Source organism: Mesorhizobium sp. WSM4935 (assembly GCF_029625735.1).
In the GTDB taxonomy this organism is placed as follows: Bacteria; Pseudomonadota; Alphaproteobacteria; order Rhizobiales; family Rhizobiaceae; genus Mesorhizobium.
In genome coordinates, this window is the sequence record NZ_JARTVR010000014.1 from 111,194 (window position 1) to 123,711 (window position 12,518).

At 64.7% G+C, this 12,518-nt stretch carries 14 protein-coding genes; 6 read left to right on the plus strand and 8 right to left on the minus strand.

The window, feature by feature from the left end; genetic code table 11:
- Positions 1-6: 6 nt before the first annotated feature.
- Both P9273_RS25710 and P9273_RS25715 read right to left on the minus strand, forming a co-directional pair.
- Positions 7-984: a threonine/serine dehydratase gene (locus P9273_RS25710; protein WP_278051289.1), complete on the minus strand. Its 978-nt coding sequence runs from the start codon at positions 982-984 to the stop codon at positions 7-9.
- Between the two features lie 158 nt (positions 985-1,142).
- Entirely contained in the window at positions 1,143-2,396 is a 1,254-nt protein-coding gene (locus P9273_RS25715; RefSeq protein ID WP_278051338.1) for a DNA recombination protein RmuC, read from the minus strand.
- Between the two features lie 104 nt (positions 2,397-2,500).
- Between P9273_RS25715 and def the strand changes: the two genes are divergently transcribed.
- From def to truA, 4 genes are all read left to right on the plus strand, one after another.
- Positions 2,501-3,031, plus strand: coding sequence for a peptide deformylase (def, locus tag P9273_RS25720; protein WP_278051290.1), 531 nt, complete (start codon positions 2,501-2,503; stop codon positions 3,029-3,031).
- Between the two features lie 58 nt (positions 3,032-3,089).
- Complete coding sequence (gene fmt / locus P9273_RS25725) at positions 3,090-4,025, plus strand: methionyl-tRNA formyltransferase (protein ID WP_278051291.1); 936 nt, start codon at positions 3,090-3,092, stop codon at positions 4,023-4,025.
- Positions 4,022-4,528 carry a GNAT family N-acetyltransferase gene (locus P9273_RS25730; protein ID WP_278051292.1) on the plus strand — a complete coding sequence of 169 codons (507 nt, stop codon included), beginning with the start codon at positions 4,022-4,024 and terminating at the stop codon, positions 4,526-4,528. The genes fmt and P9273_RS25730 overlap by 4 nt, the downstream gene beginning before the upstream one ends.
- Before the next feature lie 95 nt (positions 4,529-4,623).
- Positions 4,624-5,412: a tRNA pseudouridine(38-40) synthase TruA gene (gene truA / locus P9273_RS25735; RefSeq protein WP_278051293.1), complete on the plus strand. Its 789-nt coding sequence runs from the start codon at positions 4,624-4,626 to the stop codon at positions 5,410-5,412.
- Here the strand turns inward: truA and P9273_RS25740 are convergent.
- Entirely contained in the window at positions 5,409-6,014 is a 606-nt protein-coding gene (locus tag P9273_RS25740) for a transporter (RefSeq protein WP_278051294.1), read from the minus strand. The two genes, truA and P9273_RS25740, sit on opposite strands and share 4 nt — an antisense overlap.
- A 2-nt stretch (positions 6,015-6,016) precedes the next feature.
- On the minus strand, positions 6,017-7,216 hold the full coding sequence (gene dapE / locus P9273_RS25745) for a succinyl-diaminopimelate desuccinylase (protein ID WP_278051295.1): 1,200 nt from the start codon (positions 7,214-7,216) through the stop codon (positions 6,017-6,019).
- A gap of 174 nt (positions 7,217-7,390) precedes the next feature.
- On the opposite strand from dapE, the gene P9273_RS25750 reads away from it, so the two are divergent.
- Positions 7,391-8,428 carry a 2-dehydropantoate 2-reductase gene (locus P9273_RS25750; RefSeq protein ID WP_278051296.1) on the plus strand — a complete coding sequence of 346 codons (1,038 nt, stop codon included), beginning with the start codon at positions 7,391-7,393 and terminating at the stop codon, positions 8,426-8,428.
- Positions 8,429-8,661: 233 nt separating this feature from the next.
- Here the strand turns inward: P9273_RS25750 and P9273_RS25755 are convergent, their stop codons facing one another.
- From P9273_RS25755 to dapD, 3 genes are all read right to left on the minus strand, one after another.
- Positions 8,662-9,363 carry a hypothetical protein gene (locus P9273_RS25755; RefSeq protein WP_278051297.1) on the minus strand — a complete coding sequence of 234 codons (702 nt, stop codon included), beginning with the start codon at positions 9,361-9,363 and terminating at the stop codon, positions 8,662-8,664.
- Between the two features lie 7 nt (positions 9,364-9,370).
- Entirely contained in the window at positions 9,371-9,760 is a 390-nt protein-coding gene (locus P9273_RS25760) for a DUF805 domain-containing protein (RefSeq protein WP_082045189.1), read from the minus strand.
- Between the two features lie 110 nt (positions 9,761-9,870).
- Positions 9,871-10,725: a 2,3,4,5-tetrahydropyridine-2,6-dicarboxylate N-succinyltransferase gene (gene dapD, locus P9273_RS25765; protein WP_278051298.1), complete on the minus strand. Its 855-nt coding sequence runs from the start codon at positions 10,723-10,725 to the stop codon at positions 9,871-9,873.
- A gap of 144 nt (positions 10,726-10,869) precedes the next feature.
- Between dapD and P9273_RS25770 the strand changes: the two genes are divergently transcribed.
- Positions 10,870-11,709 (plus strand): LOG family protein, encoded by an 840-nt coding sequence (locus P9273_RS25770; RefSeq protein WP_278051299.1) that lies wholly within the window; start codon positions 10,870-10,872, stop codon positions 11,707-11,709.
- A 47-nt stretch (positions 11,710-11,756) separates the two neighbouring features.
- Here the strand turns inward: P9273_RS25770 and P9273_RS25775 are convergent, their stop codons facing one another.
- A complete protein-coding gene (locus tag P9273_RS25775) occupies positions 11,757-12,464 on the minus strand; it encodes a pyrimidine 5'-nucleotidase (RefSeq protein ID WP_278051300.1) in 708 nt (235 codons plus the stop codon).
- Positions 12,465-12,518 lie beyond the last annotated feature (54 nt).

Genomic DNA, 12,518 nt, shown 5'->3' on the forward strand with positions numbered 1-12,518 from the left:
GCTTGGTTACGCCGCCGCCATGATTTCCGCATAGGTGCTGAAATCGACATTGCCGCCGGAAAGCACCACGGCAACGCATTTGCCGGCGAGGCCGATCTCGCCGGAGGCGAGCGCGGCCAGCGCGACGCAGCCGCCGGGCTCGACCACAAGCTTGAGATGGGCCATGGCGTCGCGCATCGCCTGGGCGGCGGCCTTGTCGGAGACGGCGATGGCGCCCGCGAGATTGCGGCGGTTGATCTCGAAGGTGATGGCGCCCGGCTCGGCGGTGAGCAGCGCATCGCAGATCGAGCTGTGGCCGGGCTCGTTCGCGACCCTTTCGCCCTTGGCCAGCGAGCGGCGCGTGTCGTCGAAATGCTCAGGCTCGACCGCCCAGACCTGAGTGTTCGGCGAGGCGTCCTTGACGGCGACGGAGATGCCGCTCGACAGGCCGCCGCCGCCGCAAGGCACGACGACGGCGTCGAGCGCCACGCCGAGGGCTTTGGCCTGCCACATCAGCTCCAGGCCGATCGTGCCCTGGCCGGCGATGATGGCCGGATCGTCGAAGGGCGGCACCAGCACCATGCCCTTCTCGATATAGGGGCTAACGACCGTCATGCGATCCTCCTTGAAGCGGTCGAACGGCACCACTTCGGCGCCCATCTTGCGGACATTGCCGACTTTCATGGCCGGCGCGTCGGCGGGCATGGCGATCACCGCCTTGACCCCGAACATGGCGGCCGAAGCCGCCACCCCTTGCGCATGGTTGCCGGACGAGAAGGCCACGACGCCGCGGCCGCGCTCTTCCTCGCTCAAGCTCGACAGCTTGTTATAGGCGCCGCGGATCTTGAAGGAGCCGGTGCGCTGCAGCGTCTCGGGCTTGAACAGGATGCGGCCGCCATGGCGCTTGTTGATCTCAGGCGATTCGATCAGCGGCGTTTCGACGATCAGCCCGGAAAGCCGCTCGGCGGCGGCGCGGATGTCTAAGATGCCGGGCAGGGTGGTCATGGGCGAGAGCCTTGCGAAGAACGGGATCGCCCATGGTGCACAAAAAAGGCCGCGGCGCGCCAACGAAAAAATGTCATGGAGACAAGGTTGGCGATGATGGCGCCCGCAGCCGTCACCTTCGCGCTACGAAGACTTACCCTTTTCGGATGCTTAACCGGCTACTCGTCGCCTTCGACGACCCGCAGCCTGAGCTGACCGGTCTTTGAATCGGCTACGCGCGCGCCGGCTTCCGCCTTGGCGGGACCGCCGCGCGGCGCCTCGGTTTCGCCTTCGGCGAATTCCAGCGCCTCGATCTTCTGGCCGCGTTTGGTCACCTTGGATGTCGAGACCAGGATGTCGTCTATGTCCCGCGCCGCCTGGCCGAAATGCGTCTGCAGCCGGCGCACCCGCTCGTCGACGCGCGCCACATCCTCCATCAGCCGGATGACCTCGCCCTGGATCAGATGCGCCTGCTCGCGCATGCGCGCGTCCTTGAGGATCGCCTGGATCACCTGGATCGACAGCATCAGCAGCGACGGCGAGACGATGACGACCCGGGCGCGATGCGCCTTCTGCACCACCGCTTCGAAATTCTCATGAATCTCGGCGAACACCGATTCCGACGGCACGAACATGAAGGCCGTATCCTGCGTCTCGCCCTGGATCAGGTATTTTTCAGCGATATCGCGGATATGCACCTCGATGTCGCGCCGGAATGCCTGCGCCGCAACCTTCTGCATGTCGGCGCCCTCGGCGGCGCGGATGGCGTTCCACGCCTCCAGCGGGAACTTGGCGTCGATGGCGAGCATCGGCGCGCCGTTCGGCATCCGCACCAGGCAGTCGGGCCGGCTGCCATTGGAGAGGCTCGCCTGGAACTCATAGGCGCCGTGCGGCAGGCCGTCGGCGACGATCGCCTCCATGCGCGACTGGCCGAAGGCGCCGCGCGTCTGTTTGTTTGAGAGGATCGCCTGCAGCTGCACGACCTGGCCGGCCAAGGACTGGATGTTGCCTTGCGCGGTATCGATCACCGCCAGCCGCTCCTGCAGCTTGGCGAGGCTTTCATGTGTCGACTTGGTCTGCTCGGCCATGGTCTGGCCGAGACGTCCGGTCATGGCATCGAGCCGCTGTCCAAGCGACTGGGTAAGCTCGGCCTGCCGCGCCCCGAACACTTCGGCGATGGCCCCCATGCGGCCCTGCATCTCGGCCTGCGCCTGCAGCACGTCGGCAATGCGCGCCTCCGTGTCGCGGGCATGGTCGGCGGCTTCCGCTGCGGCAACCGCGCGCGCCTTGGCCGCGCGCCACAGGGCGATGACCAGCGCCGCGAAAAGAACGACGAACAGGACGAGGGTGAAAGCGAGCGCGTGGCCGAGCGTGATCGTAGAGGCGCCGAGCCGCGCGACCGGTTGCGAAAGGATCGAGGTCATGTCGTTCATGAGAGGCAGCATAACCGATTCGGCCGCCTGGCACAGATCAAAACGTGAACAAGCCAAAGCTGCCCCGGTTGACGCTTCTCAAGCGAGGTCTTAGGTGAGACGCCATGTCGATCAAGCCGCTCATCATCCTTCCCGATCCCGTCCTGCGCCAGGTTTCCAAGCCGGTCGAGCGCGTCGACGCCGATTTGCGCAAACTCGCCGATGACATGCTGGAGACCATGTATGACGCGCCGGGCATCGGCCTTGCGGCGATCCAGGTCGGCGTGCCGCGACGTCTGTTGGTCATCGACCTCGCCAAGGAGGGCGAGCCGCCGGAGCCGCATGTCTTCATCAATCCGGAAGTGCTCGAGAGTTCCGACCAGCGCTCGGTCTATGAGGAAGGCTGCCTGTCGATCCCGGACTATTATGCCGAGGTCGAGCGACCGGCTTCCGTGCGGGTGAAATATCTCGACCGCGACGGCAAATTGCAGGAGATGCAGGCGGAAGGCCTGATGGCCACCTGCCTGCAGCACGAGATCGACCATTTGAACGGCGTGCTGTTCATCGATCACATCTCGAAGCTCAAGCGCGACATGGTGGTGCGGAAGTTCAAGAAGCTCGCCAGGGACAAGGCGCCGGGCAAGATGGTGGGCTAGGGGCCTCTTCGGCCGCGCGAGCACCCTAGCCTGCCGCAAAACAGGATCGCAGCACCTCATGTCGCTTCGCGTCATCTTCATGGGCACGCCTGATTTTTCCGTGCCGACGCTGCGCGCCATCGCCGAGGCCGGACACGAAATCGCGGCCGTCTACACCCAGCCGCCGCGCGCCGCGGGCCGGCGCGGTCTGGAATTGACGCCATCCCCGGTGCAGCGCGAAGCCGAACGGCTGGGGTTCGAGGTGCGCACGCCGGCATCGCTGAAAAGCGAGGCGGAGCAGCAGGCCTTCGCCGCCTTGCGGGCCGATGTCGCGGTCGTCGTCGCTTATGGCCTGTTGTTGCCGAAAGCCATCTTGGACGCCCCTAGGCTCGGCTGCCTCAACGGCCATGCCTCGCTTTTGCCACGCTGGCGTGGTGCTGCTCCCATCCAACGCGCCATCATGGCCGGCGATGCCTGGACCGGCATGATGGTCATGAAGATGGAAGAGGGCCTGGACACCGGACCGGTGGCGATGGTTGAAAAATGCGCCATCGCACCCGATATGACGGCCGGCGAATTGCATGACCTCCTGATGGCTCAGGGCGCTTCGCTGATGGTTGAGGCGCTCGCGCAGTTGGGGATAAATTGTCTGACATTTACCCCGCAGGCGGCGGAAGGGGTGACCTACGCCCGAAAGATCGATAAATCGGAGACACGCGTAGACTGGACGCGGCCTTCTGGCGAAGTCCACAATCACATTCGCGGCCTCTCGCCCTTCCCGGGCGCGTGGTGCGAGGTCGAAATTGGCGGCCGCATGGAGCGGCTGAAACTGCTTCGCTCGACGCTCTCGGATGGCGTCGGCGAGTCGGGAGGAATTCTCGATGACCGGCTGACGGTCGCCTGCGGATCGGGCGCGGTCAGACTGGTCGAAGTTCAACGGGCGGGCGGAAGGCCTGCCGCCGCGCAGGAGTTCTTGCGCGGAGCCAAGATCGCAAAAGGAATGAAACTCACATGAGCATGATGTCGATACGCGCGGCGACGCCGCGGGATCGCGAGGCGATCCGTCTCGTCGAAGAGCATGCCTTTGGCCAGCAGGCGGAAGCCGGCCTGGTCGACGCGCTGGTCACCGGCGGCGACGCCGTCGTCGAGCTGGTTGCCGAAGAAGACGGCCAGGTTGTCGGCCATATCCTGTTTTCTAGGCTTTACGTGCAGAATGGCGGCAAGCGTTTCGCGGCCGTCGCGCTGGCGCCGCTGGCGGTCGAACCCTCCTTTCACGGCACTGGCATCGGCGGCGCGCTGATCCGCGAGGCGCATGTGCGGCTCAAGGAAGCCGGCGAGACGCTTGCCGTGGTTCTGGGCGACCCGACCTATTACGGCCGCTTCGGTTATACCCATGCCCGTGCTGCTGGTTTCGAGAGCGAGTATCAGGGCGAAGCGCTGCAGGCTTTGGCCTGGAGCGACGCGCCCGAGACCGGCAGACTGGTCTATGCTTCGGCTTTCACCGCTTTGGCCGCTTAGAGCATGATCCCGAAAAGTGGGAACCGGTTTTCGGGTAAGATCATGCTCCACCGAGAAAACAAGGTCTCGTCTCAGACATCGGTAATTGTCTGAACATGCCGCGTTTTCGGCTCGATATCGAATATGACGGCAGCCAATTCGCCGGCTGGCAGCATCAGGCCGACCAGCCTTCGGTGCAGCAGGCGATCGAGCAGGCGATCGGGAAGTTCTGCGGCGAAGACGTAAGAATACGGGCCGCCGGCCGCACCGATGCGGGCGTGCATGCCACCGCCCAGGTGGCCCATGTCGATCTCGCCAAAGCGTGGTCGGGCGACAAGGTGCGCGACGCGGTCAATGCCCATCTGCAGGCGGCCGGGGCGCGCGTCGCCATCCTCAAGGCGATGATTGTCGCGGACGATTTCGACGCGCGCTTTTCCGCCACCGGCCGCCATTACCTCTATCGCATCCTCAACCGCCGGGGGCCGGCGGCGCTGGAAAAGGGCAAGGTCTGGTGGGTCCCGAAGCGGCTCGACGCGGAGGCCATGCATGAGGCGGCCAAAATACTGCTCGGAAAGCATGACTTCACCACCTTCCGCTCCACCCAGTGCCAGGCCGAGAGCCCCGTCCGCACGCTCGACCGACTCGAAGTCGGCCGCAATGGCGACTTTATCGAGGTGCGCAGTTCGGCGCGCTCCTTCCTGCACAACCAGGTTCGTTCGATGGTCGGCTCGCTGAGGCGCGTCGGTGACGGCTCCTGGGACGCCGCCGATCTCAAGGCGGCGCTCGAAGCGCGCGACCGCGCCGCCTGCGGCCAGGTGGCCCCGCCGGATGGGCTGTTTCTCGTCGGGGTCGATTATCCGGAGGCGCCCGGCAAATCCGCCATGACCAGGGACATCGACACCTAACCGGTCGTGCTGTCCGGTATGTCGATGCCGAGCAGCGCCTGCAGGCCGAACAAGACGAGCAGCGAGGCAACGAACATGCCGACGAACACGGCCGTGCCTGCCGCGGGGCCTTTGCCGATGGTTGTGTTGGTCATGCGCCAGGTGAGCACCATCGACAGGGCGAACAGAACCAGCGACAACAGGCTGGCGCCCTCGCTGCTTGAGGGGAGGAACAGCCTGAGCAGCGCCGAGGGCAGCATCAGCCAGGCGATGATCGCCGACGTCCAGTTGGACGCGACGACATAGTGGACGAAACGGCCGCCGATGCCGGCACGCGGCGCGACCAGCGCCAGCGCCACCAGCGGCAGCACCCAGGAGCCGAGATCGACGGTCGCCAGCCGGATCAGCATGCCGAGGCGTCCGGCGAAGGCGTCCGGGTCGCCGATCTCGTTGGCGATTCCGACCCAGCCGACGATCAGCGCCGGCGCCGCCACGACGATGGCGAAGAAGGAATTCCAGAAACCGTCCGCCGAAAGGTCGAGCAGGCGCAACCCGTCGGCCTTGCCGAACATCAGCCGCCAGGCGCCCGCAAGCGAGGCGTAGGTTTCGTCTGCCGACAACATGGTTACGCGAGGCCTTGTCCGAACCAGTCTTCGATGAAGCGTTCGTAGATTTGCGTCAGCGTCTCGAGATCGGCAAGGGCGACGCGCTCGTCCACCATATGCATGGTCTTGCCGACCAGGCCGAACTCGACCACCGGGCAATAATCCTTGATGAAGCGAGCGTCCGAGGTGCCGCCGGAGGTGGAGAGCGCCGGCGTCTTGCCGACCACGGCTCTGACCGAGCCGCTCAGCGTATCGATCAGCCTGTCGTCGCGGGTCAGGAAGACATGGCTCGGCCGGTCGCGCCAGACAAGCTCGTAGTCGACCGGCGTCTTCTTGCCCGGCCGGTATTTCTTGCGGCCCGCTGCCTGGTCGAGCCGGTTGTGGATCTCGGCCTGGACCGATTCGGCGTCCCAGCTGTCGTTGAAGCGGATGTTGAAAATGGCCGTCGCCTTGGCCGGGATGACGTTGGTCGCCGGGTTGCCGACATCGATCGACGTCACTTCGAGGTTGGTCGGCTGGAAATCCTTCGTTCCCTTGTCGAACACCGGATGGAGCAGCGCGTCGACGAGGCTCATCAGCCCGCGAACCGGGTTGTCGGCAAGCTGCGGATAGGCGACATGGCCCTGGCGCCCATTCACGGTCACGCTGCCCGACAGCGAGCCGCGCCGGCCGATCTTGATCATATCGCCGAGCGTGTCCGGATTGGTCGGCTCGCCGACGATCGAGCCATCCCACTTCTCGCCCTTGGCCGCCGCCCAGTCGAGCAGCTTGGTGGTGCCGTTGATGGCCGGTCCCTCCTCGTCGCCCGTGATGAGCAGCGACACCGAGCCTTTCGGGCCGCCATTCTTGGCGACATGGCGCGCCACCGCGGCGACGAAGCAGGCGATGCCGCCCTTCATGTCGACGGCGCCCCTTCCATACATCTCGCCATTGGCGATTTCGGCGGCGAAAGGCAAGTGCGTCCAGGCCGCCTCGTCACCCACCGGCACGACATCGGTATGGCCGGCAAACATCAGATGCGGGCCGTTGCCCGAGCGCCGCGCATAGAGATTTTCGATGTCCGGCGTGCCGACTTCCGAGAAGACTGGACGTTCGACCGAGAAGCCGAGCGGTTTCAGCATACCTTCCAGCGCGGCAAGCGCGCCGCCTTCGGCGGGCGTCACGGAAGGACAACGGATCAGCGCGGCAAGGTTGGCGGCAGGGTCGGTCGGCAATGTCATGGGCAAAGCGATAGTCGAAAGCGTCTGTCGTGTCACGATGCCAGATGATCGCCGGTCATGCCGCCGACAATATGGTTGTCATCGCCTATAAATGCATGTCGCCCAGAAGTGCGCGGCCGTTCCGGTAGGACGGCCTGCATCATGGCAAGTCGCGGACCAGGCGAGGACGAATACATGGCCAGTGAAGCAAGAACCATCGCGATAGCCGGCGCCGGCAGCATCGGCTGCTATGTCGGCGGCTGCCTGGCGCTCGCCGGGCGCGAAGTGGCTTTCCTCGGCCGCGGCAGCATCGTCGAGGCCATGCGCGAAAGCGGGCTGGGTGTCAGCGATCTCGACGGCCGCAATCGCCGCGTCGAGCCGCAGGCGATCTCTGCCACCGACGATCCGGCGGCGGCACTGTGTGGCGCGGACGTCATCCTGGTGACGGTGAAGAGCGGCGCGACCGGGGAGATGGCCAGGCTGATCGACGCCCACGGGCGCCCGGATGCCGTGGTGGTCAGCCTGCAGAACGGCGTCGACAATGCCGACAGGCTGCGCGCCGCGCTCGCGGGACGGCGAGTGCTGGCCGGCATGGTGACGTTCAATGTCGTCCTCTCGCCCGATGGCGAGGCGCCGTTGCGTGCGCATCGCGCCAGCCAGGGCGAGGTGATGATCGATACCGGCGTCGACGGTCTCGCCGATCTGCTCGATGTCGATGGGCTTGCCGTCGAAGCGCGCGCCGACATGAAGGCGGTGCAGTGGGGCAAATTGCTGATGAACCTCAACAATGCGCTGGTGGCGCTCTCCGGCCTGCCGCTGGCAAGGCAATTGGCTGATCGAAGCTGGCGCGTCATCCTCGCCGCTGAGATCGATGAGGCGCTCGCCGCGATGCGAGCCGCCGGCATCGCGCCGGCGCGCATCATTGGCCTGCCGCCGGCGCTGCTGCCGAAAGTGCTGCGGCTGCCTGACTGGCTGTTCGGGCTCCTGGCCCGCCGCATGCTGGCGATCGACCCTCGGGCGCGCTCGTCGATGTGGGACGATCTGAAACGCGGCCGCCCGACTGAGATCGACGAATTGCAGGGCGCCGTCATTCGCCTGGCCAGGCAAACCGGCACTCCGACGCCGGCCAACGAACGCGTCGCCGCGCTGGTGCGTCAGGCGGAAGCGGAAAAGCGCGGTCCGCCGGGGCTGATGCCGGATGAGATTATCAGTTCCCTGGCACGGAAGTCTTGACCGGTCGGCCCTGTTTGCGTTGGCAGGCGGCATGCCTTGGAGATTGGCCGAAACGCCCATCGCGATCGTCATGCTAGGGCGGAGCAGGAGCGAAGCTCCGTCGCGAAGACCCTAGAATGACGAGGTTCGGGGGCGGCTTCAGCCAATCCCCGGCGTTTGCGCTGATTTCACAGATATGGACGGAAAATCTTGCACCAAAACAACGGCAACCTTTCAAAGTCCTTGTCGTGGAGCTATCGGCGGTCCTGGATCAGCGTGATCTTCTGCCAGATCTTGCGCGACAGGTTGGAGCTCAGGTTCTCGATGTCATTGACGGCATTGACGACGACGTCGTCATTGACCGACTGCGCGAACAGCGCCGCGATCTTGCCGGTGATCGACAGCATTTCCGAGCAATAGTCGAGATAGCGCGCCAGGTCGGCCGCATTGGTGATGCGGGCGGGCGAGTGCGAGGTCGGCTTGAAGTCGGCCGACAAGGTCGCCGGATCCTTGGTCAATTGATGCATGTCGATGACATGGATCAGCGAGCGTAGCCCGTGCAGCTTCCGGAAAACCTGCTTGCGCTTGATCCGCTCCTCGGTGCGGATCAGCGCCAATAGCCCAAGCACCGCCAGGATGACCGTATTGATCGTCGCCTCGATGCCTTGCACCGACTGCACAGCATCGTCGGCGCCCGAAATGCGGTCGAGCGGCAGGATGGTACCGACGAACAGGAACATCGCCACGCCGGCGATGAAGGCCGCGACGATGACGCCGCGCAGCCACCAGATCGGCGCTTCCAGTTCCTTGGCGGCCTTGGCGAGATCCCGCGACAGCGGCACCAGTTCGCCGGCAATGGCGCGCAGGCCCCTTTCCGGAAAACGCTCGGCGATGCGCTCCTCCAGCCTTTGGGCCGTCTCGATGATCCGCGCCGGATCGAGCGTGCGGTAGCGCATGGCCGTCTCAGCTATCGCCCGGCGCGTTCGTTCGCCTGCCGTAGCGGTTCGGTCCGGGATCGCTGCGGAAACAGGAGAGGATGATGAGCAGGATGGGCCCGATGATGAGCGAAATCAGCGCAAAATAGGTTGGCTTGCCGAAGTCGTGGAAGCGCTTTGCCGTCACAGCGAAGGTGGCCCAGGCCGAGATCAGCAGCACCCCCCAGCAGATCATGGCCCAGTTCTGGCTGGCCGCGGTGTTCAGCTCAACCCGCGCGAACTGGTAGAAGGGGAAAAACTGGACAAGCACCAGCAAGACCCCGGCCAGCGCATAGGCGACCGGGCTCAGCCGCCCCGAAAGGCTGAAGAACACCCAGAGGAATTGCGACCTTTCCGACAATCGCGTCCGCTCCGTCAAAGCATGTCTCCCGAAAGTGGGAACCGGTTTCGGGACAAAGACATGCGCAAGATCAAAAACCTAAAGCGCAGGGAGCGAATCTGAAAGATCGCGGCGCGCTTTAGGCAGGATCAATCGCGCAGCAATTCGTTGATCGAGGTCTTGGAGCGGGTCTTGGCGTCGACGCGCTTGACGATCACGGCGCAGTAGAGGCTCGGACCCGGTTCGCCATTGGGCAGCGGCTTGCCCGGCAGCGATCCGGCGACGACGACCGAATTCGCCGGCACCTCTCCGTAAAAGACTTCGCCGGTGGCGCGATCGACGATCTTGGTCGACTGGCCGATGAACACGCCCATGCCGAGCACGGAGCCTTCGCGCACGATGCAGCCCTCGACCACTTCCGAGCGCGCGCCAATGAAGCAATTGTCCTCGATGATGGTCGGACCGGCCTGCATCGGCTCCAGTACGCCGCCGATGCCGACGCCGCCGGAAAGGTGCACGTTCTTGCCGATCTGGGCGCAGGAGCCGACCGAGGCCCAGGTGTCGACCATGGTGCCCGAATCGACATAGGCGCCGACATTGACGAAGGACGGCATCAGCACGGCACCCGGCGCGACATAGGCCGAGCGGCGCACGATCGAGGACGGCACGGCGCGGAAGCCGGCCTTTTCGAAGTCGACGGCGCTCCAGCCGTCGAACTTGGACGGCACCTTGTCCCACCACACCGCCTGGCCCGGGCCGCCGTTGATGATCTCCATCGGATTCAGCCGGAAGGAGAGCAGCACCGCCTTCTTCAGCCACTGGTTGACGCGCCACTTGCCGTCATCCTGCCGCTCGGCGACGCGGGCGACGCCGCGGTCGAGCAGGTCGAGTGCCGACTGGATGGCGTCGCGCGTCTCGCCGCGCGTTGCGGTCGAAATCGTGTCGCGCTCCTCGAAGGCCTTTTCGATGATCTTTTCGAGGCTCGCCAGATCGGGCTTCGACATGATTTCGCTCCATTACCAAGCTGTTAAGGCGCTCAGCCTTAACCTGTTTAAAAGTCGCGCGGACCCTATGTTAAGGCTGAATGGGGGTCAATCGCGGCAGCGTCACGGGACGGCGCAAGTGAAGGAATTGGACGGGTGGATTCGATGACTCCCATGGAAAAGTCAGGGTGGACGCCGCTGCCGCATTCGGACGAGGACCTGGAGCGCTCGAAAAGCGTGCCGGATACCCCGCAGACACGTGCCGAAACCTACCGGCTGGCCTGGAACGATCCTGAATTCATGACGCGGCGCGAATTGCGCGCCGTGCGGCTGCAGCTCGAGCTGCTTAAGCCGGAGATGATCCTGGCCGAACGCGGCATCCGCTCGACCGTCATCCTGTTCGGCGGCGCCCGGCTGCCGGAACCGGGCGGCGAAGCCTGGGCGGCCAAGAACGAGACGCAGAAGAAGAACCTCGAGGCGAACAGCAAATATTACGAGGAAGCGCGCAAATTCGCCCGTCTGTGCTCGCGGCAGTCGGCCACCTCCTATTATCGGGAATATGTCGTCGTCACCGGCGGCGGACCGGGCGTCATGGAGGCCGGCAACCGCGGCGCCGACGATGTCGGCGCGCCGTCGATCGGCCTGAACATCGTGCTCCCGCACGAGCAAGCGCCAAACGCCTATGTCACGCCGGAGCTCTGTTTCAACTTCCACTACTTCGCCATCCGCAAGATGCATTTCGTGATGCGCGCCAAGGCGGTCGCCGTGTTCCCGGGCGGCTTCGGCACGATGGACGAGTTCTTCGAGACGCTGACGCTCATCCAGACGGGACGCATGGAGCGCGTGCCGGTCATCCTGTTCGGCAAGGCGTTCTGGCAAAGGGCGATCGATCTCGATTTCCTTGCCGAGCAGGGCACGATCTCGCCCGGGGATCAGGACATCATCGATTTCGTCGAAACCGCCGACGAGGCCTGGGACATCATCCGCCGCTTCTACAAACTTTAGGGCGATTGCCACGCCTTCGGCGACGGCCCGCGTCAATCTGGAGTTGGTCAGGCCGGCACGTCGACGATCGCGGTCAGGAAGCCGGCGAGATCGTCGGTGACGAAATCGACGTCATCCTCGTTTGCCGGGTCGCGTTCCCAGATCTCCGAGAAGGTCGGCTCGAAATTGCGCGGGACCACCAGCACGGTCGTCATGCCGAGCATTTTCGGCACGGCCAGATTGCGCGCTAGATCCTCGAACATCACCGCATTGTGCCCGGTCACGGCGTGCAATTCGGCAAAACGCTCATAGGTCTGGCGCTCCGGCTTGGGGTTCAGCCCTGCCGCGACGATGTCGAAGATGTCGTCGAAATGTTCCAATATGCCGAGCTGGCGCGCGGTGCGCTCGGCATGCCTGCGGTCACCATTGGTGAAGATGAATTTGCGCCCGGGAAGCTGGCGGATCGCCGCGCCCAGCACCGGATCCGGTACCAGACGCGAATAGTCGATGTCGTGCACCTTCTCAAGGAAATCGTCGGGATTGATGCCGTGCCGCTTCATCAGCCCGTTCAGCGTCGTGCCGTATTCCAGGTAGAGCTCCTTCTGCAGCTTGCGCGCCTCGTCGCGCGAAAGCGTCAGCAGCTCGCCGACATAGGCGGTCATCTTCACGTCGATCTGCGCGAACAGGTTCGAGTGATGCGGATAGAGCGTGTTGTCCAGGTCGAACACCCAGTCCGTGACATGGGCGAAGCGGGCGGGATCGGGTGTCGTTGTCATGGATTTCTTATGGCACGCCGGGGCTGATTTTATCCACAACTTATGCGCGTCACG